This is a genomic window from Pseudoalteromonas sp. ABV4_021 (assembly GCF_056159365.1).
Genome location: NZ_JBSWVB010000001.1, coordinates 1082722 through 1107304 on the forward strand (window position 1 = coordinate 1082722; position 24583 = coordinate 1107304).

Genomic DNA, 24583 nt, shown 5'->3' on the forward strand with positions numbered 1-24583 from the left:
AGCAAAAACTGGATATATCAAATATGGAATAAGATATATCATAGAGTAATAAAGAGATCTAGCTTTGCGCAACGAATCCAGTATCTTCGAGCAAATCGCTACTTTCTGCTGCTTCTCTTGCTAAATCATCCACTCGTTCGTTTTCTGTATGTCCGGCATGACCTTTCACCCAGCGCCACTCAACTTCGTGCTTTGAATTGGCAGCATCAAGGCGTTGCCATAAATCTTTATTTTTTACATCTTGCTTGCTGGCGGTTTTCCAGCCGCGCTTTTTCCAGTTGGCAAGCCAAGATTCAATACCTTGTTTCACATATTGACTATCGGTAGTGAGAATAACCTGACAGGGCTCTTTTAATGACTCCAAGCCAATAATCGCTGCGAGCAGTTCCATGCGATTATTTGTAGTTAAGGTATAACCTTGACTCAATTCTTTTTCATGACCTTTGTAGCGAAGTAGGGTGCCATAGCCACCTGGACCTGGGTTGCCCAGACATGAACCATCAGTAAAAATCTCTACGTTTTTTTGCACAGTTTGCCTTTAAATTATGTAGAATGAAGTTATTAACATAACAAAATTTGTGATTTGGCGATATGGCTCACAGGCAAATAGTACTGGATACTGAAACAACGGGTATCGACCCTAAGCAAGGGCACCGCATTATTGAAATCGGCTGTGTTGAATTAGTAAACCGTAGGCTCACCGGAAATAACTTTCACGTTTATATTGATCCAGAGCGGGATATTGAAGACGAGGCTATCTTTGTACACGGTATTACACGTGAGTTTCTTGCGGGTAAACCTAAGTTTCGCGATGTTGCGGCAGAGTTTTTAGATTACATCAAAGGCGGTGAGCTGGTCATTCATAATGCGGCGTTCGACGTTGGCTTTATGGATCATGAGTTTGCTCTACTTAGACAAAACTACCCCAAAACCCACGACGTTTGCCAAGTACTCGATACCCTTGCGATGGCGCGTGATTTACACCCGGGGCAAAAAAACAACCTCGATGCCTTATGTCGCCGCTACGATATAGATAACTCAAAACGTACACTGCACGGCGCATTACTCGATTCCGAGATATTGGCTGATGTGTATTTAGGCATGACAGGTGGTCAAGTAAGCCTTAACCTTGCTAATAAAGAAGGGCAAAGTGGTGATAACAGCAAAGGTATTCGCCGACTTTCGCCAGATAGACCTCGACTAAACGTCGTATTTGCCGATAACGAAGAACAAGCGGCACATTTAGAGCGCTTAAATTTGGTTAATGATAAAGGTGGCCACTGCCTTTGGCTTACTGAGGACGCATAATGAAAAAATGGTTGTTAGGGTTTTTTAGTTTATTTTTGATTTCGAATAGCTTTGCGCAGCAGACTGAATTAGACGTAATTCAGCGCAATAGCGAACAAAATGAACTGAAGATTTTCGACAACCGTTTTCGTATTGACTATCAGGTTGATGAAATCACGTTACTCTTCTTTCGACAAAAAGGCACACCAGCAGTCATTCTTGTCAGACCCGACGGTAGTAAAATTTATGCGACTACCTCGCTGGGTGATATGAACATTGAATGGTTTGATGACGAAACCTACGACATTATAAAAATTAAAAAGCCAATGCCAGGTCCATGGCAAGCCATCGGAAAAATCCTACCCGACAGCAAATTAATGATTTTAAGTGATATTGAATTACATGTAGATCCGCTGCCACCACTATTATTTAAAGGTGAAACGATTAAGGTAACGGGTCGCTTAACAAATGGCGGCAAACCTATTGAAGAAGGGTTGTTTCGTGATTTAGTGACGTTAAATGTCGATTTTGTTAGCACGAATAATAAGGACTACCTTAATTTTGGCGCAAAGCCGGTACCTATTGCAGAGCTATTAGATGATGGTAAAGGCTATGATGAAAGACCGGGCGATGGTGTATTTACCGGTGAGTTTGCGCTTAATTTTGCCTCTGGTGAATGGCAGCCTGAATACGAAGTACGCACGCCAATATTAAGACGCAGTTTGGTAAAAGATTCCATTATTATCGAAAACGCTCCTATTACCTTTGAGTTTAGCGAAGCGGGCGAGGGCGAAGAGCATCATCAGCTTACGCTTAATGTGAATACCGAGAAAGTACAGCCCGAATCACTGATTTATCAAGGTACAATTTTTTACCCTAATGGCGAGACGCAAGCTTTTAATCTTGAAGCCCAAGATAAAGGTGTACGAGAATTAAAACTCGTTAATTATGACTGGGGTGTTTATGAAGTCGAACTTACCTTATTTGGTAGCAATATAAATGGGCGTGAATTTGTCGCTAAAATCGATAAACAAGAGTTTGAAATTGATAAACCGATTGAAGCTGTACCTGAACAACCAGTACCTACTCTACCTGAAATAAACCAAGAGCCGGAACTGCCACCAGAGCCAGAACTTGATGTTGAGCAAATTATCATCTGGGCTGTGGTGGGTAATGTGTTCATTATCTTAATTGGCTTTATTGTGATCCGTGTACTTATTCAGAAAAAACCGTTATTAGGTGGCTTGATGAACAAATTGAAGAAAAACAAAAAAGGCCAAGAAGAACAAAAAGTAGCGGGTTCTGAGCAGAAATCAGACAGTTCAGATGAAATTTTGAACCTTTCGTTGCCAGATGAGTAAAAAAGCGAGAAAAAAGCAAAAAAACTATTGACTCTTAAAGGGGTGATTCGTATTATTCACGCCGCTGTCAAGGAGCACTGAGAGTCAAATCGAAAGTGAGTCATGACAGGTTTGAAATGATGCGGAGTGGTAGTTCAGTTGGTTAGAATACCGGCCTGTCACGCCGGGGGTCGCGGGTTCGAGTCCCGTCCACTCCGCCAATTATTTCAAATGTTACTCTTTAGGAGTGGTAGTTCAGTTGGTTAGAATACCGGCCTGTCACGCCGGGGGTCGCGGGTTCGAGTCCCGTCCACTCCGCCATTAATTTAAAGAGTAGCCATTATTCCTTCGCGGAGTGGTAGTTCAGTTGGTTAGAATACCGGCCTGTCACGCCGGGGGTCGCGGGTTCGAGTCCCGTCCACTCCGCCATTAGGAATAAAACAATTTAAAATGATATACGCTGCGGAGTGGTAGTTCAGTTGGTTAGAATACCGGCCTGTCACGCCGGGGGTCGCGGGTTCGAGTCCCGTCCACTCCGCCATCTTATATCATTTAAAAATTTGCTCAGCGGAGTGGTAGTTCAGTTGGTTAGAATACCGGCCTGTCACGCCGGGGGTCGCGGGTTCGAGTCCCGTCCACTCCGCCATTAGCAAATTTCTCCCCGATGCGGAGTGGTAGTTCAGTTGGTTAGAATACCGGCCTGTCACGCCGGGGGTCGCGGGTTCGAGTCCCGTCCACTCCGCCATTTTATAATCCCCCTTTTTTATGACGATAAGCTTTACGCTTTCATTCTAAATTTTTCTTTTTTAAATCAGTAATCTATTACTTTATTTCAGCATAACTGCTCTTCATAATTTCATTCGCTTAGCGCTACGCTTTTTATATTGCGCTTAAATCTCTGACTTATTTTTGAGATAAATTCAGTATCTCACAACTACTTACCGCAATACTTTGTGATTAATTAATCCAATATTCAGCATTCTACTTTTACGCTATGGCAAAATTTTTTGGAAAGAAAGTAATGAAAAAGGTTGTTATATCAGGGGTAATTGTTGTCGGGTTGATGGCAGCAATGTGGCCTTGGGGATTTGCTGTCGGCTACCAAGTGAAAGAACGTGAGCTATGCCAAAAGGTAAAAGGCAATGATGCACTTTTTAAGTATACCGCTGGTGGTATTATGCGTGGTGAAAATGCAGAGGGCACGCTGCGCACGAGTTTGTATGTCGATGGTTTGAAAAAAGGTATGCTGTTTAGTTTAAAACAGTGCTTCGGCAACGAAAAAAACTAACTTTCTTACTGTAAGCCAACAAATTGTTGGCTTCTAACACCCAGTTGTGACAACCCCTGTGTTTGGCGTTGTGCCATCTTCTTGGTTGTAATAAAAAGCATAGCATTCGTCACTAAGGCGTAATCCTTCTGGCCAAATTAAAATAAGCCCTTGTGCACCGTTTGTCGCAAGAGGAAAGCCTGGTGCAGTTTGTTGCCTACCCACGCCGCATAAACTATTTGCCGTGCATACAGCGCTTGCTGATGTAAATGGAATTTCTTTGCCAATGTTTAAAATGTAACGCCAAGCGCCATTCCAGTATCCTTCAACATAGCCGTTGTACACCAGTACACTAATGCCAAGTTCATCGAGCTGAACATTCCCATTTTTAACATCTTGCACTAACGCTTTCGCGCGAACTTGTTCTGCGGTGGCTTTCATTGAAGCGGCTGTTGCTTCTAACACACTAATGCGTGACGCTTGCTGCAAGTTTAAGAATTTAGGTGCTGCAACGACTGCAAGTAGGCCTAAAATAACAATCACAATAATCAGTTCAATAAGTGTAAAGCCATGTTTTTTCATTGGTGTATTGCCTCTGATTACTGTGATATTTTCTGGTAGTTTATAGTATAGCCAATCATAAGTCTTTGACTATAAGTGCATAAATAAGCAAAATGTGCACACCAAAACGCATTCAAGATGAAAGGGAAGGTCGTTTGTTTCAAATACGCAGTTTAACTAAACTTTATTTTGATAAAGTTGTGTTTTCAGATTATACCTGCCAATTTACTTCTCAGCGTGTCTTAATTACTGGACCAAATGGCCTTGGTAAATCAACCCTATTAGCCATGCTTGCAGGGTTGGAATCATTTCAACAAGGCGAGATTTTACTGCAACAGCAAAGCGCCAATGCCCGGTTTTTACAAACGAATGTCGCTTTAGCGAGTGATAAAATTATCTTTCCAGAGTTTTTAACAGCTAAACAAGTATTAGATTTAACGCTTATGCATCAAGAGTGTGACAATCTTGAAAGCTTGGTTAAGCGCTTTGGCTTTAATGACTTTTTACACACTAAAGTGATTAACCTTTCAAGTGGTAACCTTAAAAAGCTTCAACTGATAAATGCGTTTATGCGCAAAGCCTCAGTGTTGCTATTGGATGAGCCCACTGCGGCACTTGAGCACAAAAGTGTGCCTGTGCTGCTGGCGTGTATTGATGAGTTTCAAGGCCAAGTTATTTTAACCAGTCATGAGCCTGAGCCATTTTTACAATCTGGATTTGAAGTACAGGCGTTGATAAGTGCGTAATTTTTCATTTTTCGAATATCGCATTGCGGCTTTTCATCATTACATTGCTGAACAATTGGGTCAATTAAAGCAATTAGGCGTTATTTTAGCGCTGTTTATGTATACCGCTTTTCCTGCACTTATTCTGCTCATTTACCTTGCGCTTGGCAAAGTTATGACGCAGGACCCTTCGTTAAGTATTTTATTATCGGTTGCATTAATCGTTATGCAAAGTGAGCTCAGTGTCGCATTGAGCAAAGGTGCGCTTGATATAAAACACCGACTTTTTCAACGCTCATTTGCCAGCAAAGGAATGCGTGTGCTATGTGATTACACGTTAGCTTTAGCCGGTAATTTGGTATTCTTACTGAGTGTGCCTTTGTTGTTATCGTTAGACTTGAGCAAATGGCAACAAGGCCTTCATTTTGTATTGTTTTGCATTTGTGTGCTCGGCAGTGGATTTGTTGCCACCCTCAAACCTACACGAATAAAGTTACATGTAATTGCGGTCATTCTGTTGCCAGTGCTATTTGATTTAAGCTTACTTTCGTTGTTAACCAGTTATATTGCACTGTTGGTTGGCGTTGCGTTTTGGCCAAATAGCTTGGCTTTCAAACGGCTGACGAAGTTTAACCTCGGTTTTTGGGGCAGTTATCATTTGCATGCTTTTGCCGAAATTTGGTGGCGTGTATTAATGTTAGTTGCCTTATGGGTGTGTGCAAATGTATTGAATTTAGAACGGCCAGATTTAGGTTTTTTTGTTCATTGTTTTATTTCGCCGTTTATCGTTTACATTGCTTCAAGTCAGCAATTAAATCAGAATGAGTGTGTGAAACAGTATCAGCTTTGGCTAAATAGTTTAGGTAGCCCAAAGCCGTTATTGCGAGCGCAGTTTATTGCCCCGATAGTTTTAGGTATTGTTGGCCTAGTCTATTTGCAGTTTATGACGGTGCATTTAATGAGCTTAACGGTATTCTTTTTTGCACTTTTACTGGGTGTTTATACTGCTTACAAGCATGTTAAATTGTTTGCTATCGCATGGTTTGGTGTAAATAGTGTCGCAGTGACTGTCAATTATTGGCTTTATATACGTCCTTGATGTCTTACCAGTTGATTTGGCATGGGTCAAAATTTGGCTCTGCACTAACTGCGAATGCCGTTTTTATAAGGTGCTTGGTTGCGTCTACCTCATTGCTGTTCTTAAGTACTTCAATAAACTCTCTGAATAATAGCCTGTTGTTCCAGGTAACATTGGATGCTTTGATGTATTGTCGCAATAGCTGACCGTGGTTTAACGAGTTCTCATTCAGAAATTCAAGAGCAGTTTCATCATTAAGTTTTTGATACATGTTTTTCTGCAGTTCTGTGCCAATCGCAGATGAGATTAAAGTATTCTTCGATTGGGATAATCTTTGCCCAATAGTGAGACATGAGTCTATTAACGAAATATCATCGGGTGTGGCGTTTGAACAAACCGATTCGAGGGTACCAAACCCAGGCGAAGAATGCCCTTGTAAATTTATGATTGACGACAGAGCAATGAGCTCATGGTCGACAAAGCCAAATTGCAGCATTGCTTGTTCATAGATATCAATTTTCTCGAGAATATATTCGTTGTAAGTGGTTGCATTCGAGGCGTTGTTAAGGGCTGTTGTGACAGCTTCAAATTTATTATGTTTAGATAAGAGGTTTGCATAGGCTAACCAACTTGCACCATTATCGTGATCCATAAGCAGTGCTTGTTCAATCGTTTTAGGCTCACAATCTATGCTATTGCATACTAGTAATGTGTAGTAGGCAAGTAATTTGCTGTCTGGGTATTTCAAAAAAGCGTCTAATATTGGATGTGAGTTAGCTGAAAAATCATTCTCTGACATTAACGCGTAAGCAACTTCGGCTTCCATTAATACATCAGAGCTTGATAGTAATTGTAGTAATTTATTTCGGTCAAAAAGCGAATTGGCTTCTGGATAATCTTCTATTATCTGTCGGGGGATCAAGTTGTTTTGTTCTTTCTCGCAGGTTTTTATTGCTAGCGCTTTCTCTTTATTATGGTGGGGTAAAAAGTTATCGACGGAGGAGGAAGTGTCATGAGGCAGGCTGATCTGTTGTATTTTTGGAGTCGGTGCTGTTTGAGCAGCTGTATCAGTATGAACTGTGTCATTTTTAGACTTAATATTTATGAAAATAAACAACATAGCGATTAGTGTACAAAACAATGTAAAAAGCCATTTAGTTGATTTGTTCATTCTGAGTCCATTCGTAAACATAAAAAAGCCAGTGCATAGGCACTGGCTTAGTTTATTACAAAGTTGCTTTATTAAACAAGTGGTTGCTTAAGCTGCTTCTACTTTTTTTACGGAATGTGCAGCTTTACCAGCTAGCAAGTCAGCAGGGTCAAAATCATCGACATTGATAACTTGTAAACGGCCAACTTCAGCGGCTTTTAATTGTTCAGCTTCATCACTTGTAATTGCACCAAGTTCAAGTCCCATCTCTGCCACTTTATCAAGGGCAAAGAATGGCAGCTTATCGCCTTTAGCACGACATACTTTGTCGAAGATAGGTTCAACAGCAAGAATGTCTTTTAGCGTTTGCTCTTGGCGACCAATTAAGTTTAATGGCTCGTTAGTAACATAAATATTATGTGCTAAACGGCCGCGCGTTTCGCTTGGTGTTTGCAGTAAACGTGCTACTTTTTGCTCTAATTCGTCGGTTGGTTTACGAATTGGACGACCCCAAGGGAACAGTACTAGCTTTAAGAAACCACGAAGCGGTGCAAACGGCATGTTGTTGATAAGATCAGCAAGTGCGCGTTGGCAAAGGTATAAGTGGTCTTGACAGCTCCACTGAACAAGTGCGAAGTCTTCTTTACGACGACCTTCATCGTTGTAACGCTTAAGCGTTGCTGACACTAGATATAGGTAGCTTAGTAAGTCACCTAAACGTGCTGAAATACGCTCTTTACGCTTCAATGAGCCACCAAATACCGCCATACAAATATCAGACATTAGCGCAAGCGATGCACTGTAACGTGTTGCAGTACGGTAAAATAATGCTGTTTCATCATCGTATGGTGTTTTAGTAAAACGTGCGCCTGTTAGGGCAAGCCATGCAGTACGTGCAAAGTTCGAAATGGTAAAGCCAATGTGGCCCATAAGTGATTTATCAAACTGTGCAAGTGCTGCTTCTTTGTCTTCAATGTTACATGCTTCAAGCTCAGATAACACAAACGGATGACAACGAATCGCGCCTTGACCATAGATAATCATATTACGCGTTAGAATGTTCGCACCTTCTACAGTAATGGCAATTGGTGCACCTTGATAACCTCGACCTAGGTAGTTATTTGGACCTAAACAAATGCCTTTACCGCCGTGAATATCCATAGCGTGTTTGGTTGAATCACGCATTTGCTCTGTTAAGTGATATTTTAAAATAGCTGAGATTACTGATGGTTTTTCACCTAAATCAACCGCACCTGTCGACATAGAAACTGCAGCATCTGAGCTGTAAGCATAACCACCAAGTTTTGCTAATGGCTCTTCGATACCTTCCATTTTACCAATTGGTAAACGGAATTGACGACGAATACGGCTGTAAGCACCACTTGCGATTGCTAGCGCTTTAATACCACCTGCTGAGTTTGAAGGCAGTGTAATTGCACGACCAACTGATAAACACTCAACCAGCATACGCCAGCCTTGACCAGCCATTTTTGCGCCACCGATGATGTAGTCAATTGGTACAAATACCTCTTCACCTTGTGTCGGACCATTTTGGAACGGTACATTCAGCGGGAAGTGACGGCGACCAATTTTAACGCCAGGTGTATTTGTTGGAATAAGGGCACAAGTAATGCCTAAATCTTCTTTATCACCTAGTAATCCATCAGGGTCACGTAGTTTAAATGCAAGACCAAGCACAGTTGCAACTGGCGCGAGCGTAATATAACGCTTGTTCCACGTTAGGCGCATACCTAACACTTCTTCACCGTTCCATTCACCTTTGCACACAATACCAAAATCAGGAATTGAGCTCGCATCAGAACCTGCTTCCGGTGAAGTAAGCGCAAAACACGGAATTTCATCGCCTTTCGCAAGACCCGGCAAGTAGTGGTCTTTTTGTTCTTTAGTTCCATAGTGTTGTAATAGCTCACCTGGACCTAATGAATTAGGTACACCAACGATAGACGATAATAGCGTTGATTTAGAAGTTAGTTTTTGCAGCACACACGATTGTGCAAATGCAGAGAATTCCAGACCGCCATATTGCTTTTTGATGATCATGGCAAAGAATTTATTATCTTTTAGATATTGCCAAACATCTTGCGGTAAGTCGGTTAGTTCATGGGTTGCTTCCCAGTCATCTAACATGGCGCATACTTCTTCTACTGGGCCATCGATAAATGCCTGTTCTTCGGCGGTTAAACGTGGAACTGGGTACTGGTGCATTTTTTTCCAGTTTGGGTTACCACAGAAAAGATCTGCTTCCCACCAAGTTGTACCTGCATCAATCGCTGATTTTTCAGTGTCGCTCATACTTGGCGTCACTTTTTTAAATGCTTTGAAAATAGGCTCAACAATGTATTGGCGACGAATACTTGTCACCGATAGTGGAATTGCAATTGCTAAGAAAATTAGCCAGCTGATCATAGCGAAAGCGCCCATAAATGAGCCAATCACCAATACCGCAGCGGCAACGGTTAAATGGGTATGCCAGTTTGCTCTGTGGTAGCTAGCAATCGCTAAGCAACCAAGCAAGCCGAGTACGAATAAAGCAGTCATAGTTATTATCCTTGTAAGAGGTCTGACCAGATTCTCTTTAAGATTAGCTTTTCAGTACAAGAGATTCAAGACAAATTATTGGTTTTTTGAGCGTACAAATGTGCACTCAAGCAGTATATTAATTATAGCTAACCACATGAAATAGCTATGGCTTTCATAAAATAATTGTTAGTATTTTGTCTGTAAACTTATCTATTTGTGTTTAAAAGGAATTAACATGCTTTCGGTCATCCATGACAAGATTAATTCATCAGCGTTCATTTCAATTAAATATGCGCTTGGCTTATTTATTGGTATAGCAAGTATTTTGCTAATAGTGGCTTTTGTTCTTGGCTATACTAATCTGCCACTAGGAAATTATATGCACGCAAATGGTTTGATCTCTTATGCGTTTGGTATGTTGTTTGGCGCGGTAATTTCAGCGGCTGCCATTTGGTTTCTCTCAAAAATATTAAAAATTAGCGAAGTTTCAGTATTTTGTTTGTTATCTATACCTGCATACTTTGTTTTACTCTCACTGCCAAGAGAAGCGTCAACAGTGTTAATTGCTTTGGTCACGAGTTTGTTTACTTGGGCTGGTTTTTTATTTCTTGATAATAAAGCAATGCTTGAATACCGAGAGCTTGAAGATGAAACGATTTAGTTATTATGTATTTACGCTATTAGCAATAGCAATTATTGGACTGTTTGTTATTAAACTACCAAACGGCGAAACTGTATTTTCTGTAAATGATCTACTGCATTCAGTAAAGCGTGTTAAAACAATTATTCCTAATGATATTGAATTGCCAAACATCAGCACTACGCAGGAAAAGCAGGTGAATGTGTATATGTGGGTTGATGAAAAAGGCGTTACACATTATTCAGATATACCAATAGAAGGCGCTAAGCAAGCCGAATTACCTGAGCTTACGGTGCTACCTGCCGAAAAAGTTGAATGGCAAGAGGCACAGTCGCCAGGTGATAAAACGCGCAAACACAAAGATACCGATAAAAGTTATCTCGAGCGCGTTAATTCGCTTAAAACAGATGCAGAACTTGCTAAAAAGCAACTTGAAATGCGCGCAAAACAACAACAAAAAGTACTCGATAATCTCTAATAGATAGCCTTTAGATTACTTTAACTCAGTTTAGATTATGGTTAGAATTAACTAAATTTATTATGGGGTTGTGCAATGTGTGAATTGCTCGGCATGTCAGCGAATGTGCCAACGGATATTTGTTTTAGCTTTTCAGGTTTATTAGAGCGTGGCGGTAATACAGGGCCGCATAAAGATGGTTGGGGCATTACTTTTTATGAAGGTAAAGGATGCCGTACTTTTAAAGATTCTGAACCTAGCTGCACGTCTGAGATTGCCAAATTAGTAAAAGCTTACCCAATAAAAAGTTGTTCGGTAATAAGTCATATTCGTCAGGGCAATCGCGGCCGTGTGTGCCTTGAAAATACCCATCCCTTTACACGTGAATTATGGGGCAGAGAGATCACCTATGCGCACAATGGACAACTTTCGAATTATCAAGACTTAAAGCCTGATTTTTATAAACCTGTGGGCAATACTGACAGTGAGTTGGCGTTTTGCTGGATTTTAGATGAAATTCGCAAAAAATACCCGAAAAAGCCGAGTGATATGAAACCGGTTTTTCGTTATGCGGCAAAATTAGCAATTCAGCTGCAAGAAAAAGGCGTGTTTAACATGCTACTCAGCGATGGTGTATACGTATTAGCGGTGTGCTCAAACAATTTACATTGGATCACCCGTAAAGCACCGTTTGGCGAAGCGCGTTTAATTGATGCAGATATGATTGTTGATTTTAAAACAGAAACCACACCAAATGACATCGTGACGGTTATCGCAACCAGGCCACTTACCAATAATGAATCGTGGCATAAAATGAGCGGTGGTGAGTTTGTATTATTTAAGCTAGGCGTGCCAGTATAGTCTCTATTGATTCTCATTTTGTCGAGTTAAACACGTAATTCACCGCGTCGTTTTTTTATCGAAATAAATGAATTAAAAAAGCAGCGAATGTTCGCTGCTTTTTACGGTATTAAATTGATTTAAGTTATTTTATTACTTCGTAACTTTTTAGTTGCACATCAAACTGCTCAACGCCTTTTTCACCTTTCCACATACGTACCAACAGGTAATCCATGCTTGGCGCAAACCATGCTAAGGCTTGGCGTTTATCGCTGTTGTAAACGCGCTTGGCTTTAATTGTTTCCACATTACCATAAGGCAGTGTAATGGTTTCAGTGCCTAAAATCTCAAACTTATAGTGGCGAGCTTTACCTTTTTTGTCGACGATAGGGTAATCAAATACTTTTTTCCCTGCCATTAAATCCAAACGCATTTTGGCTTGATAGGTCATTAAATCTTGCACGCCAGTTTCCCAGTTAATTTCAAGCGGGTACTTTGAGCGATTAGACATCACTTGTTTTTTGTCGTGATTGAAATTTAATGTGTACTTGCGATCAGGGCCCGTTCCGGTTCGTTCCATCACGTAGCTTAATGGCTTTATATCACCATTCGCACAATAAAACTCGGCGTGTTCTGAGCGTTTATCATTGAAAATCATCCATTTGATATCGCTTTTATAACTTAACTCACAGCCTTGCTCTGACACATTTAGGCGGCGAAATGCACTGCCATGACGTTCACCTTGGCGTAGAATATCGTATTCAGCTTGATATGAATGAAGTTGTGTTGGTGCTGCCGAAATAAATGGCGAGAAAAGGGCGCTGGTAAGTACCGCACCCATAAGAAATTTAGATTGTAGCGCCTTGCTTTGGAAGAACTTGGCCATCAAGAACTGCATTATCTGTTTCCATTGTTAGTCGTTTTTCACAGAACCACTGAACCACCAAAGGATAAATAATGTGCTCTTGTTGGTGAACACGTTGGGCTAACGTTTGCGCTGTATCGTCCGACTCAATAGCAACTTTGGCCTGCAAAACAACAGGACCGCCGTCTAACTCTTCGGTAACGAAGTGTACGCTAACTCCATGCTCTTTGTCTTTTGCGTCCAATGCTCTTTGGTGGGTATTCAGACCCTGGTACTTAGGCAACAAAGATGGATGAATGTTCAACATTCTTCCTAAATAATTTTGCACTAAGCTTGGAGTTAGGATACGCATAAAACCAGCTAATACAACTAGATCTGGACTAAAAGCGTCAATTTTATTCATTAACGCTGCATCATAGTCTTCACGGCTATCAAATGCTTTATGGTCAAGCACAAGCGTTTCGATGCCGGCATTTTCAGCGCGGGTAAGGCCATAAGCATCTGGACGGTTAGAAATAACCGCACAGATTTCACCATTAATTTTACCTGCTTTAACCGCATCAATAATAGCTTGAAGATTCGAGCCGCTACCAGAAATTAAAACGACGATTTTGCTAGTCATTAGATAATTTCTACTTGCTCTTCGCCTTGGCTAGCAGCTTGGATTTCACCAATGTGCCATGCATCTTCGCCTTGTGCCTTTAAGACTGCTAAGCTTTGCTCAAGCTTATCTGCCGGAACAACTAAAATCATACCAACACCACAGTTAAATGTACGGTACATTTCGTGTGTTTCAATGTTACCGTTTTCTTGTAACCAGTTGAAAACTGCAGGCCACTGCCAGCTATCACCTTTAACCACTGCTTTTGCAGATTCAGGTAATACGCGTGGAATGTTTTCCCAGAAACCACCGCCTGTGATGTGTGATAGCGCGTGAACGTCAACATCTTTTAGTAGTTCTAAAATTGATTTAACGTAAATGCGTGTAGGTTCTATTAGGTGCTCACCTAATGTTTTGCCTTCAAACTCAGCATTTGTATCAGCACCAGACACTTCAAGTACTTTACGGATTAATGAATAACCGTTTGAGTGTGGACCGCTTGATGCAAGCGCAATTAGCTGGTCGCCTGCGGCTACTTTAGTGCCGTCGATAATTTTTGATTTCTCAACAACACCTGTGCAGAAACCTGCCATATCGTAGTCGTCACCTTCGTACATGCCAGGCATTTCAGCAGTTTCACCACCGATAAGAGCACAGCCAGAAAGCTCACAACCTTTACCAATGCCCGTTACTACGTCAGCAGCAACATCAACGTCTAGTTTACCTGTTGCGTAGTAATCTAAGAAAAATAGTGGCTCAGCACCTTGAACGATTAAATCGTTCACACACATAGCAACTAAGTCGATACCAACGGTATCGTGCTTTTTAAGGTCAATTGCTAAACGTAATTTAGTACCAACACCGTCGGTACCTGCAACAAGTACTGGTTCTTTGTAGCCAGTTGGTAGTTCACAAAGTGCGCCAAAACCACCAATGCCGCCCATTACTTCTGGACGACGAGTTTTCTTAACTACGCCTTTGATACGTTCAACTAATGCGTTACCAGCGTCGATATCTACGCCTGCATCTTTATAGCTTAAAGATTGTTTCTGTTCGCTCACGGAAATTCCTTAACGGTTGCATGTGGGTTGCATAAAAAATTGCGCGCATTTTACCTGATTTCACGCGTTGCTACCACATTTATTGCAACTGGATGAGGACATTTGTCCAAGAAGTTTAAAGAAGTGTAGGGGGCGGCTCTCAAGCAAACAAATAATCGCTTGCTTGAGAGTAACTTAGAGTGTGAGCACGCTTAGGCTTTGGCAATTAAGATGGCACGAAGCGGAGCAGGGTAGCCTTCGATGGTTTTGTTTACATCGTTTGGATCAAGGAAGTCGGCGAGTGACTCTGTGGTCATCCAATCGGTTTTACGTTGTTCATCAAGTGAGGTTTGGTCATTATCTACCACACGTACATTTTTAAAACCAACGCGCTCTAACCACAAGGTTAATGCTGCGGTGCTAGGGATGTACCAAACATTACGCATTTTTGCGTAGCGGTCAGTTGGCATTAGTACGGTATTTACATCGCCTTCAACCACTAAGGTTTCAAGCACTAACTCACCACCAGGGCGCAATTGTGCTTTTAATTGCGACAGAAAATCAATTGGTGAGCGACGGTGATATAACACCCCCATCGAAAATACCGTATCAAACGCTTTTAACCCTGGTAATTGCTCTACGCCCAACGGTAAAAGATGCACATTTGGGTCTGGATTAAAGTGCTTAATCGCTTGGAATTGGCTTAAAAACAGATCCGATGGGTCAATACCCACAACAAATTCAGCACCAGCGCCGCGCATACGCCATAAGTGATACCCAGAGCCACAACCAATATCGAGCACAGTGCGATTGGTTAAATCTGAGATATGCGGTAATAGACGATCCCACTTCCAATCGCTGCGCCACTCAGTATCAATATGCAAGCCATGAATGGTGAATGGGCCTTTACGCCAAGGCATCATACGCTTTAGCAAATGCTCAAGTTGTTTAGTATGCCCATCACTTAGCTCTGATGCGTCGCCAAACTCAACTTTATCTTGAATGTTAATGTGCTTGGTATTTGACTCAGGTAGATTTTTAAGTACTTTTTCCCATTTTGGCCAGTCGCCATGCTGCGCTTCGCGTTGCCAGTGGCTAAGCTGCGCTGGCAGTGTTTCTAACCAATGACTTAATGGTGATTTTGCAATTGCTGCGTAAAAATCAGTAAACCAGTTATTCATTTTTAAACCTATTATTTAATTGCAATCATTGAGCAAAAGTTAAAACACTGATACCACACTTGGGTGTGTTGAAAGCCAATCTCTGATAGGCGCTCAAAATGTGCATTGAGTGTTTCTGGGCGCATTACATTTTCAATTGCGCTGCGTTTTTGACTTATTTCAAGCTCTGAGTAACCGTTTGCACGTTTAAAATCGTGGTGAAGGTCAATCAGCAAATCATCCACTAAGGTATTTCCACCTTTTACTTTTTCACTCAGTAATAACACACCACCTGGTTTTAAGCCTTGGTATATTTTTTCTAACAAGGCAAAACGCTGAGGCTGTGGAATAAACTGCAACGTAAAGTTGAGCGCCACTACAGATGCATTGCTTATTTCAATTTCGTTGATGTCGGCTAATTCAACAGTGACCGGTACATCTGAACGGAAGCCCTCAAGGTGAAGTTTACAGCGTTCAACCATGGCAGCAGAATTATCAACCGCGATAATTTGGCAGTTTTGCTTATCGATATTACGGCGCATGCTCAACGTTACCGCGCCAAGGGAACTGCCTAAATCATATAAATTGGAATTGTTTTGCGCATATTGCCCGGCAAGTTTGCCCATTGTGCTTACAATAGTTGCGTAGCCAGGCACGGAGCGCTGGATCATGTCTGGAAATACCTCAACAACGCGTTCATCAAAGGTAAAATCTTTAACCGCTTGTTGGTTTGCGTAAATATTGTCTTTACTCACTTGCGTGATCTCTCAAGCTTTTAATCGGCATATTTTACGTTTTTTCTTGTCATTAGTCAGTGCCTTCACACAATCATTAATTAAAATTTTGATGTTTTTAGTAAAATTTAGTTTTCTCTTTTGTTAATTAGGTGTAGTTTGCTGTCTATACTCAATATAGTTGCAGTTCTAGGGTCTGTTGACCTTTTAAGTTCGTTTTTGCAGCAGTTTGATTGGGTTTTATACAAGGCAGAGGCTGCGTGGCATAGTTATTCTATGTGAGTCAGCTGATAACATAGTAGAAAACCCAACCAAGCACTGCCGAACGGTTCTTTTGAGCGTACTTTTCTCATTGTTGCCTACATGGATGTAGGTAAGGGGCGAGAGCAGGACGCGGAAGCTTTGCTCGATATTCGCTTAGATTGCTAGGCCACACATCGAGCGCCACGATATAAAGCACGCTCAAAGAGAACAAAAATAGAACAGCAAAGATCAACAGACCCTAGGTAGAGTAAGAATGAGAAAAAATAATACAATTAGTACCGAAGATATTTTAGCGACCTTGTGTAAATCCGTAACCGAAGTGCTGTCGGCGGCGACCAACAATAAAATCGCCTATTCTGCCATGGTGCAGAAAATAACACGCACCTGTATGCGCCCCGATATCGGCTGCTTTGTGCTGTTTGACGGTGGCTTTACTGGTCTTGTGGTGAAAAACTTCACCGCGCAAGCTGCGATGGAAATTTATGGCGACTATATGCGTAATATGGGCATGCCAGAGAGTGAGATTGCTAAGAGCCACTTATCAGACGACGTATCAAATGTGCTTGGTGAGCTTATGAACCAAGTTGTTGGTGATTTTACCAATAAGGTACGTGAGCAATTACACACATCCATTACGCAGAACCAGCCAAAAATGATGGCAATTAATAAGCAAGTTCAAATCTCTGTTGATACCACCATGGATAGACCGCAAGCACGCCGTGTCACGTTTACTACAGAAGATCAAAATATCTTTTACCTAGAACTCGCAATGGATAAAACCGAGTTTATTAAACTGCATGATTTTGATATTGCGGAAGCCGTTGATCCAGACGATATTATTGCCAGTGAAAAAGCAAAGCCAACAAAAAAGAAGACTGAAGTAAAATCATCGGCAAACGATGATATTGATGACGACTTTATGGCAGACCTTGGTTTGTAAAGCCTTTTACCAATTTATTAAGGCCTCATTCGTGAGGCCTTTTTTGTATCTGCAGCTAAATCATTGTTCCTCATAATGAACTTGGTAAACAACTGTTAACAGATGGTTGTTTATTGGTCATTTCTTTAATATTTTGTACCCAAAATAGATAAATGCAAAGTGACTTATGAAAATTAAATTAGTGATTTTAATCCTTGTGTCTCTCGTTGTGGGGGCTGCCTATGTATACGGAATATCTGATGAGCACACGCAGCCTGCTCAGCAAGTTGAGTCTGTGGTTGTTGCTACAGAACAGCCAAGCGAATTAGTGCTCGCCGCTGGCACTTTAGGGGCAGGAAAAGACGTTACCACGGATGAAAAAGAATTCACAGTTCAGCCAGCAAAGCCGCAAGACGCCGACATGCCTGAGCAAACAAAAAGTCATTACAGCAATATCATCAAATCGTCTCCAGAGGCAAAACACTATTTAGCCGATGCAGGGCTCATTCCTTCTGATTTAAGCGGTGAGCATTATGTTGAATTTGATCTTGACGCGTTACGGGCGCTTGAAGAGGGCAATACGTTTGATATGGCAATACCACAAACGGCTGAAGAATTTTCAGCGGAAGTCACTAAAGTAACGGTCTTTCCCAATGGGGATAAAAGTGTTCATGCCTTAGTGGTGGGAGGCGATGGGCGTTTTCATAATACCGTGCTGACGGTTGGTAGTGACGCGCTATACGGCCAATTTACGGTACCGTCAGGTAACTATGCATTTGAATCTAAAAATCAGCATGGTTGGATAGCCGCTAAACGTGATCTTTATAAAAATCATGTTGAGCATATGCCAAACCAAGGTGATAGCGATGACCACGCGTCATCACATAATCATGACCCCATTTCGGTGGTCGATAATGGCAAATAAGCCAATCTAAAAGGGAAATCAAAATGAAGAAAATGGTAAAATCGGCTGCAGTAGCGGCAGCCTTACTTGCGTCTAACGCTTATGCAGCAACAATTGATATTGCAGTGTTATACACAGATGAAGCGGCGCGTAAAACGGGCAACATTAACACTAAAATCAACCAGTTAATCTCGTTTTCAAATCAGGTGTATAGCCAAAATGGCAATAACATTACGCTACGCTTAGTAGGCTCTTCAAGTATTGGTAATGTAAGCGCACAGCCAACGGAAGGCATGTTACGTTCATTAACAAACAGTTCAAGCATTCAAAATTACCGTAACCAAACACGTGCAGATATGGTTGCATTACTGGGTACTAGTCAAGCTGTGGGTGATAATTCGGGTTTAATTTCATGCGGTATTGCGTGGGTTGGTCAAGGCAGCAACGGTCGCTTATACAATTCGTCAAGTGATCTAATGTATAGCATCACAGCGGTAGATTGTGGTGCTACGACCTTTGTTCATGAACTTGGCCACAATATGGGATTAGCGCACTCGCGTAAGCAGGGTGATACGCGTGGTGGCGTATATGTTGATGGTATGGGGCATGGCGTACAAAATGTATTTGCTTCAATTATGGCGTATCCACATGTGTTTGGTAGTGCAACACAGTACGACTATTTTTCTAACCCAAATTGGAGTCTTGGTAGTTACCCGTATGGCGTGACGGGCCAATCTTACGCGCACAAAACCGTAAATGCTGTGCGCGACCAAATCGCTAGCTTTAAATAATTTTTAAAGCATCCCTGTTAAGGAGAGTAAAAATTCTCTCCTTTATCACACAACACCATAAATAAGCGTAGATCCAATTCACATTCAAAATAGTTTGCTTGCATGTGACAGCATAAGTTGTAAAAGCTCTTGTTATGGTCTTTTTCTTTAAAATGCGCGAGTTCATGAACGACTAACGCTTTTAAAACCTCTAAAGGGGCATATTTTAATTGATTTGCCACCGCGATATGGTGCTGAGCTTTAAGCTTTTTACCGTGTGCGTGTCGTTTAAATGTGTGCGTACCAAGTGCATTGAGCACCAAGTCTTTTCGTTTTTCATACTTTACCGAGTTCAACTTTGCTGCATTTTTCAAAAACTGTTGTTTTAACGTATTGGTATATTCATAAAGCGCTTTTTCAGAATTATATTGATGGCCGCTTGGGTATTTTTTCTTAAAGTATTGTATTAACTTACCTGAGCTTATCAGGGTGTTAACCTGCGCTCTTATTGGCTCAGGGTAACCGTTAAAGTAATTCATGTACTGTGAGGTGTTATCGATTGCTGACATAAATACCTAAAATAAGTCGTTTTGTTTTGCTTCTGTTTGCGCAGGAAAAGGCGCTAACACAGTATGGTTAAAGCCACCATCTTGGCAAAATTGACGGGCAAGTTGGGCTGAGTCGTGGTTGTCGGCAGTATGAAAAAATACATACGGTGTTTTACCTTCACTTTGCCATTGTTTTATTTTTTTGACCCAAGGTGCATAAAAGCTGTGATTATTTTTTAATGTCGAACAACCAACAAAACGGATAATCGGCTTTTCTCCGGTTGCGATAACGTTTACAGGCACGCGTGGTTTTCTATTTTGCGCATCAATAATCGCATCTGTATTTGCAGGCTCAGAAAAGAGTGCTCGGGTATCCATTATAATGCGGTCAACATTGTAACGCATGAGCAGCTGATTAAAACGCTTTTCATTATCGTCTTTTTGGAAAAAGCCAAGGTGTCTTACTTCAATGGATAATGGAATATCTTTTGGCCAAATTTGAATAAATTGCTCAATTCGTGGCATATAAGCGGGCGAACATGATTTGGGCAACTGCAGCATTACAGAACCTATTTTTGGATTTAAGGGTTCAAATAAGGTGAGCCAATCTTTGAGCGCTTGATTTATGCCTTCTAGCGCCATTTGATGTGAAATACGCTTCGGTATTTTAAAGGTAAAGCGAAATTCATCACCAGTGCTTTGATACCAGTTATTAATTGCTGTTGGCGTAGGATCGGCGTAAAAGCTGGTATTGCCCTCAACAGTATTAAAAATTTGGGCATATTGCGTAAGCATTTCACTATTTTTACAGTGGCGTGTGAACACTCGACCTTTCCAGTGATTACTGGACCACTGTGGGCAACCTAAATACAGCATTTAGAAAATTATTTGATGAGCAATTTTTGTAGTTTATCAAAGACGGAATTTACTCTCTACACTCGCAATTTTAAAGCGCTTAAGTATAATTGGCGTTTATTTTTTAGTGATGACTAATTTCGAGCCGATTATGTGCTCGAATAATTGATAAGTCTTTTACGGACAGGATAGATATGCGCTCTATATATTGCGGACAAGTAAATAAATCAAACGTAGAACAAACGGTCGAACTGTGTGGTTGGATCAATAAACGCCGTGACCTAGGTGGCTTAATCTTTATCGACTTACGCGACCGTGAAGGGTTAGTGCAAGTGGTATTTGATCCAGACGTTGAAGGCTTAATGGATACCGCTAACCAATTACGTAACGAGTTTTGTGTAAAAGTAACGGGTATTGTACGTGCTCGCCCAGAAAGCCAAATCAACAAAGATATGGCGACAGGTGAAGTAGAAATTTTAGGTAAAGGGTTAGAGATCATTAACCGTTCAGAACCTCTACCACTTGATTTTAATCAGCAAAACTCTGAAGAAATGCGTTTGAAGTATCGCTATCTAGATCTTCGTCGTATCGAAATGAGCGAGCGCATTAAGTTACGTGCTAAAGCGTCATCATTTGTTCGTCGTTTCTTAGACGATAACGGTTTCTTAGATATTGAAACACCCGTGCTTACTAAAGCGACTCCTGAAGGTGCACGTGACTATTTAGTTCCAAGCCGCGTACACAATGGTAGTTTTTACGCATTGCCTCAGTCGCCACAGCTTTTCAAACAGTTATTAATGATGTCGGGTTTTGACCGTTACTATCAAATTGTTAAGTGTTTCCGCGATGAAGACTTACGTGCTGACCGTCAGCCTGAATTCACTCAAATCGATTTAGAAACGTCATTTATGAGCTCTGACGAAGTGCGCGCAATGACTGAAAAGCTGATCAAAGATATGTGGCAGGAGCTACTAAACGTTGATCTTGGTACATTCCCAACTATGTCGTACGCAGATGCAATGCGCCGTTTTGGTTCAGATAAGCCAGATCTACGTAACCCAATGGAATTAGTTGATGTTGCGGATTTAGTTAAAGACGTTGAGTTTAAAGTTTTCTCAGGTCCTGCTAACGATGAAAAAGGCCGCGTAGCGGTACTTACTGTGCCAGGTGGCGCATCACTTTCACGTAAGCAAATTGATGAATACACTAAGTTCATCGGCATTTACGGCGCGAAAGGTTTAGCATGGATGAAGGTGAACGACCTTGCAGCTGGCGTTGAAGGCGTACAATCACCAATTGCTAAATTCTTAAATGAAGAGGTGATCAGCCAATTACTAGAGCGCACTAATGCGCAAACAGGCGACATCATTTTATTTGGTGCCGACAAGCGCAATGTTGTTAACGAAGCAATGGGCGCGCTTCGTTTGAAAATTGGTTTAGATCTTGAAATTACTGACCTAACAAAGTGGGCACCACTTTGGGTTGTTGATTTCCCAATGTTTGAAGAAGACGATGAAGGCACATTGCACGCGGTTCACCACCCATTTACTGCACCAAAAGACGTTTCTGCGGCTGAACTAGAAGCAAACCCAGCAGCAGCGATTTCAGACGCGTACGATATGGTACTTAATGGCTACGAAGTAGGTGGTGGTTCTGTTCGTATTCATAACAATGATATGCAACAAGCGGCATTCCGTATCTTAGGCATTGAAGCGCAAGAGCAAGAAGACAAGTTTGGTTTCTTACTTGATGCACTTAAGTACGGTACACCACCACATGCAGGTTTAGCATTTGGTTTAGACCGTTTAGTCATGTTGCTATGTGGCACTGAAAATATCCGTGACGTAATTGCGTTCCCGAAAACAACGCAAGCATCATGTTTATTAACAAATGCACCAAGCGTTGCAAACCCAGATGCACTTGTTGAACTAGGTGTATCTGTGGTTGAGGCTGCTGACGAGTAATCGTTACCAAATCTAAAAAAAGGCGCACGTTAACGTGCGCCTTTTTTGTTTGCTTGCAAAGGGAAACTAAACGGTAAAACGCGCGACATCGTGTTTCATATTTTGCGCATCGGTTTCAAGTGCATGACAATTTTGACTGTTTTCGCATGAATCAATAAACAATTGCTCAGCCGAAACAGAGATATTTTCGGTTGCACTTTCTACTTCCTTCACTGTGTACATTTGTTCTTGTGTGGCACCTGCAATTTGAATAACGCGATCCCGAATGGCATCGAGCGACTGTTTATTGCGATCCATACTTTCTCTAGCAGTATCAAGAGAGTCGTTCATTTCACTGGTGAGACTTAAACTTTGGTCCATTGCCTGTTCAGAGCGAACCACTAAATCTTGCAATGTTTTAATCATTTTTCCGATTTCTACTGTTGATTGCTGTGTGCGTTTGGCAAGCGTTCTCACTTCATCGGCAACAACCGCAAATCCTCGGCCTGTTTCACCAGCTCGTGCAGCTTCAATTGCGGCATTAAGTGCAAGCAAGTTGGTTTGCTCAGTGATATCACTTATCACGCTCGTCACCCCTTCAATTTCGCGACTTGATAGGGTTAATTCACTCATAATCTCGCTGGTGGATTCGACTTGTGACTTTAATAATCCCATATTGGTGTGTGTTTGGCTCATTACATCTGTGCCTTCGCGCATATCTTGTTCCGCTTGCTCGACACTTGCCTCTACGTCAACACTACTTTGAGCAATGAGTTCGACGGCTTTAACCAGTTCTGACACCGCTTGTTTGACTGCGAGTGTATTGTTTTTTTGATCTTCAATTGCGGTTTGCGAACGCAAACTTAACTCGGCAGAGTGGTGTGCACCTTTTTCAACGGCTTCACCTTTATGCTTAATTTCACGTACTATTTCTGCTGTGGTATCAATAAATTCGTTAATGCTATCGGTAAACTCTGACAATTCATCTTCACCGTCTAGTTCAATGTGCTGGGTTAAATCGCCATTGCCGTGGCTGATATCTGCCATTTTTTCATTTGCACTGTGTAGGCGATGAATAATACGATAGGTTTGCCACAATAAAATAATTGAAATAACCACTGTGATAAGTCCAGACACCATTGCGCCTTGCTTTTTACTGACTTGCAGTGTGTTGGAAATCTCAGCGTTAATGCCCGTTGTTAATTGGTTGAGTGTAGATTCTACTTGGTGAATGCTGCCTCGTAATGCACCGCGTAATCCTTCTTCTTCTGATAAACCTCGCTGTTTTAATGCATCTGCAAGGTTTGCCGCGGCATTTTCAAAGTTAGCAAGGGTGGCTGTGGCGCTTGCGGTGTTATAAGTAGTGAGATAGGTTCTTACTGTACTTAGTTTTTCTTGCGCTTGATTTTTGGCTGCAATATCCAGTGATGATTGAAAGTCGTTTTCAAGTAGTACAAGCCGTACCATAGAGCTTATTGCGTTGGTGTCGCCCGTTGTTAGCACCGCTTCTTTTAATTGGGTTTCGGCTAAATTAAATGCCTGTCGCAATCCTTGCTCTTTTGATAAGCCAATGCGCTTGTCGAGTGCCACTAAGGTAAGAAACTGAGTTTCGTATTGTTCGATTAAATCGAGAGTATCGCTTAATTGTAGCTTTAACGATGGAATGGTATCGAGCGCGTTGTGTAATGCATGAATGTTTTGCTTAATCAAAACAATGCGCTGATTAAACTTATCAACATATTTTTCGTTTTTACGTAGTAAAAAGTCTTTTTCATGACGTCTGAGCATCAGCATGTTGTTGCTCAACTCTTTACTTAGCGCTAGTTCGCTTCCGAGTTCTGCCATTTGATTTGTTGAATACCAAATTAGACTCGCCATTACTGCCATAGCTAAAATAATTAGCGCCGATAGTGACAAAAATGATCGTTTGATAGACATGAACACTCCTTATTCATCAGTAGAATTGCTCGTAATTTAGTACGATATTTAACTATCAATAATGCTAGGATCAGTTTTTAATTCTTGCCACAAAAATGTCATATTAGCGGCTTTTTATCTTGCTTTGATAATTGAACTGAGCAAATAAATCACCTT

Annotated in this window: 24 protein-coding genes and 6 tRNA genes; 18 read left to right on the top strand and 12 right to left on the bottom strand. The window is 41.4% G+C overall.

What is annotated here, in order from left to right; all coding sequences use genetic code 11:
• Nucleotides 1-58: 58 nt before the first annotated feature.
• Nucleotides 59-529, bottom strand: coding sequence for a ribonuclease HI (gene rnhA, locus ACXAFE_RS05110; RefSeq protein WP_475149518.1), 471 nt, complete (start codon nt 527-529; stop codon nt 59-61).
• Nucleotides 530-591: 62 nt separating this feature from the next.
• Here rnhA and dnaQ point away from each other — a divergent pair, with 62 nt between their 5' ends.
• The 9 genes from dnaQ to ACXAFE_RS05155 all read left to right on the top strand — a co-directional run bounded on the left by dnaQ (nt 592) and on the right by ACXAFE_RS05155 (nt 3915).
• Complete coding sequence (gene dnaQ / locus ACXAFE_RS05115; protein ID WP_475149524.1) at nt 592-1308, top strand: DNA polymerase III subunit epsilon; 717 nt, start codon at nt 592-594, stop codon at nt 1306-1308.
• Nucleotides 1308-2648: a TIGR03503 family protein gene (locus tag ACXAFE_RS05120; protein WP_475149526.1), complete on the top strand. Its 1341-nt coding sequence runs from the start codon at nt 1308-1310 to the stop codon at nt 2646-2648. Before dnaQ ends, ACXAFE_RS05120 begins: the two co-directional genes overlap by 1 nt.
• A gap of 123 nt (nt 2649-2771) precedes the next feature.
• Nucleotides 2772-2848: transfer RNA gene (locus tag ACXAFE_RS05125), tRNA-Asp, on the top strand.
• A 23-nt stretch (nt 2849-2871) separates the two neighbouring features.
• Nucleotides 2872-2948: transfer RNA gene (locus ACXAFE_RS05130), tRNA-Asp, on the top strand.
• Nucleotides 2949-2979: 31 nt separating this feature from the next.
• Nucleotides 2980-3056 (top strand) — tRNA-Asp (locus ACXAFE_RS05135).
• A gap of 35 nt (nt 3057-3091) precedes the next feature.
• Nucleotides 3092-3168: transfer RNA gene (locus ACXAFE_RS05140), tRNA-Asp, on the top strand.
• Nucleotides 3169-3196: 28 nt separating this feature from the next.
• Nucleotides 3197-3273, top strand: a tRNA-Asp gene (locus ACXAFE_RS05145).
• 22 nt (nt 3274-3295) lie between these two features.
• Nucleotides 3296-3372: transfer RNA gene (locus tag ACXAFE_RS05150), tRNA-Asp, on the top strand.
• 276 nt (nt 3373-3648) lie between these two features.
• A complete protein-coding gene (locus ACXAFE_RS05155; protein ID WP_475149528.1) occupies nt 3649-3915 on the top strand; it encodes a hypothetical protein in 267 nt (88 codons plus the stop codon).
• A 33-nt stretch (nt 3916-3948) separates the two neighbouring features.
• On the opposite strand, the gene ACXAFE_RS05160 is transcribed toward ACXAFE_RS05155, so the two are convergent.
• On the bottom strand, nt 3949-4476 hold the full coding sequence (locus tag ACXAFE_RS05160; RefSeq protein WP_475149531.1) for a prepilin-type N-terminal cleavage/methylation domain-containing protein: 528 nt from the start codon (nt 4474-4476) through the stop codon (nt 3949-3951).
• Nucleotides 4477-4568: 92 nt separating this feature from the next.
• On the opposite strand from ACXAFE_RS05160, the gene ACXAFE_RS05165 reads away from it, so the two are divergent.
• Complete coding sequence (locus ACXAFE_RS05165; protein ID WP_475149533.1) at nt 4569-5201, top strand: ABC transporter ATP-binding protein; 633 nt, start codon at nt 4569-4571, stop codon at nt 5199-5201.
• Nucleotides 5194-6279 (top strand): DUF6136 family protein, encoded by a 1086-nt coding sequence (locus ACXAFE_RS05170; RefSeq protein WP_475149538.1) that lies wholly within the window; start codon nt 5194-5196, stop codon nt 6277-6279. Before ACXAFE_RS05165 ends, ACXAFE_RS05170 begins: the two co-directional genes overlap by 8 nt.
• Before the next feature lie 4 nt (nt 6280-6283).
• On the opposite strand, the gene ACXAFE_RS05175 is transcribed toward ACXAFE_RS05170, so the two are convergent.
• Both ACXAFE_RS05175 and fadE read right to left on the bottom strand, forming a co-directional pair.
• A complete protein-coding gene (locus tag ACXAFE_RS05175) occupies nt 6284-7429 on the bottom strand; it encodes a hypothetical protein (RefSeq protein WP_475149544.1) in 1146 nt (381 codons plus the stop codon).
• A gap of 87 nt (nt 7430-7516) precedes the next feature.
• Nucleotides 7517-9967, bottom strand: a complete 2451-nt coding sequence (gene fadE, locus ACXAFE_RS05180) for an acyl-CoA dehydrogenase FadE (RefSeq protein ID WP_475149550.1) — start codon at nt 9965-9967, stop codon at nt 7517-7519.
• Nucleotides 9968-10184: 217 nt separating this feature from the next.
• Here fadE and ACXAFE_RS05185 point away from each other — a divergent pair, with 217 nt between their 5' ends.
• From ACXAFE_RS05185 to ACXAFE_RS05195, 3 genes are all read left to right on the top strand, one after another.
• Entirely contained in the window at nt 10185-10610 is a 426-nt protein-coding gene (locus ACXAFE_RS05185; protein ID WP_475149555.1) for a hypothetical protein, read from the top strand.
• Nucleotides 10597-11067, top strand: a complete 471-nt coding sequence (locus tag ACXAFE_RS05190; protein ID WP_475149557.1) for a DUF4124 domain-containing protein — start codon at nt 10597-10599, stop codon at nt 11065-11067. Before ACXAFE_RS05185 ends, ACXAFE_RS05190 begins: the two co-directional genes overlap by 14 nt.
• Nucleotides 11068-11142: 75 nt before the next feature.
• Nucleotides 11143-11907: a class II glutamine amidotransferase gene (locus ACXAFE_RS05195; RefSeq protein WP_054978418.1), complete on the top strand. Its 765-nt coding sequence runs from the start codon at nt 11143-11145 to the stop codon at nt 11905-11907.
• 124 nt (nt 11908-12031) lie between these two features.
• On the opposite strand, the gene ACXAFE_RS05200 is transcribed toward ACXAFE_RS05195, so the two are convergent.
• The 5 genes from ACXAFE_RS05200 to cmoA all read right to left on the bottom strand — a co-directional run bounded on the left by ACXAFE_RS05200 (nt 12032) and on the right by cmoA (nt 16307).
• Nucleotides 12032-12784, bottom strand: coding sequence for a DUF3108 domain-containing protein (locus ACXAFE_RS05200; RefSeq protein ID WP_475149560.1), 753 nt, complete (start codon nt 12782-12784; stop codon nt 12032-12034).
• A complete protein-coding gene (gene purN, locus ACXAFE_RS05205; RefSeq protein WP_475149563.1) occupies nt 12735-13373 on the bottom strand; it encodes a phosphoribosylglycinamide formyltransferase in 639 nt (212 codons plus the stop codon). The genes ACXAFE_RS05200 and purN overlap by 50 nt, the downstream gene beginning before the upstream one ends.
• Complete coding sequence (gene purM / locus ACXAFE_RS05210) at nt 13373-14413, bottom strand: phosphoribosylformylglycinamidine cyclo-ligase (RefSeq protein ID WP_475149566.1); 1041 nt, start codon at nt 14411-14413, stop codon at nt 13373-13375. The genes purN and purM overlap by 1 nt, the downstream gene beginning before the upstream one ends.
• A gap of 191 nt (nt 14414-14604) precedes the next feature.
• Nucleotides 14605-15573, bottom strand: a complete 969-nt coding sequence (cmoB, locus tag ACXAFE_RS05215) for a tRNA 5-methoxyuridine(34)/uridine 5-oxyacetic acid(34) synthase CmoB (protein WP_475149570.1) — start codon at nt 15571-15573, stop codon at nt 14605-14607.
• A gap of 11 nt (nt 15574-15584) precedes the next feature.
• Nucleotides 15585-16307 carry a carboxy-S-adenosyl-L-methionine synthase CmoA gene (gene cmoA, locus ACXAFE_RS05220; RefSeq protein WP_475149575.1) on the bottom strand — a complete coding sequence of 241 codons (723 nt, stop codon included), beginning with the start codon at nt 16305-16307 and terminating at the stop codon, nt 15585-15587.
• Between the two features lie 496 nt (nt 16308-16803).
• Here cmoA and ACXAFE_RS05225 point away from each other — a divergent pair, with 496 nt between their 5' ends.
• From ACXAFE_RS05225 to ACXAFE_RS05235, 3 genes are all read left to right on the top strand, one after another.
• Nucleotides 16804-17490 carry a DUF3334 family protein gene (locus ACXAFE_RS05225; protein ID WP_394226617.1) on the top strand — a complete coding sequence of 229 codons (687 nt, stop codon included), beginning with the start codon at nt 16804-16806 and terminating at the stop codon, nt 17488-17490.
• 166 nt (nt 17491-17656) lie between these two features.
• A complete protein-coding gene (locus tag ACXAFE_RS05230) occupies nt 17657-18394 on the top strand; it encodes a hypothetical protein (protein WP_475149579.1) in 738 nt (245 codons plus the stop codon).
• Nucleotides 18395-18417: 23 nt separating this feature from the next.
• Nucleotides 18418-19164 carry a zinc-dependent metalloprotease family protein gene (locus tag ACXAFE_RS05235; RefSeq protein WP_054978426.1) on the top strand — a complete coding sequence of 249 codons (747 nt, stop codon included), beginning with the start codon at nt 18418-18420 and terminating at the stop codon, nt 19162-19164.
• A 17-nt stretch (nt 19165-19181) separates the two neighbouring features.
• On the opposite strand, the gene ACXAFE_RS05240 is transcribed toward ACXAFE_RS05235, so the two are convergent.
• Complete coding sequence (locus tag ACXAFE_RS05240) at nt 19182-19712, bottom strand: M48 metallopeptidase family protein (protein WP_475149582.1); 531 nt, start codon at nt 19710-19712, stop codon at nt 19182-19184.
• 6 nt (nt 19713-19718) lie between these two features.
• Nucleotides 19719-20567 (bottom strand): DUF72 domain-containing protein, encoded by an 849-nt coding sequence (locus tag ACXAFE_RS05245; RefSeq protein WP_475149584.1) that lies wholly within the window; start codon nt 20565-20567, stop codon nt 19719-19721.
• 173 nt (nt 20568-20740) lie between these two features.
• On the opposite strand from ACXAFE_RS05245, the gene aspS reads away from it, so the two are divergent.
• Complete coding sequence (aspS, locus tag ACXAFE_RS05250) at nt 20741-22510, top strand: aspartate--tRNA ligase (protein ID WP_010560446.1); 1770 nt, start codon at nt 20741-20743, stop codon at nt 22508-22510.
• Between the two features lie 66 nt (nt 22511-22576).
• On the opposite strand, the gene ACXAFE_RS05255 is transcribed toward aspS, so the two are convergent.
• Nucleotides 22577-24427 carry a methyl-accepting chemotaxis protein gene (locus ACXAFE_RS05255; RefSeq protein ID WP_475149588.1) on the bottom strand — a complete coding sequence of 617 codons (1851 nt, stop codon included), beginning with the start codon at nt 24425-24427 and terminating at the stop codon, nt 22577-22579.
• Nucleotides 24428-24583: the final 156 nt, after the last annotated feature.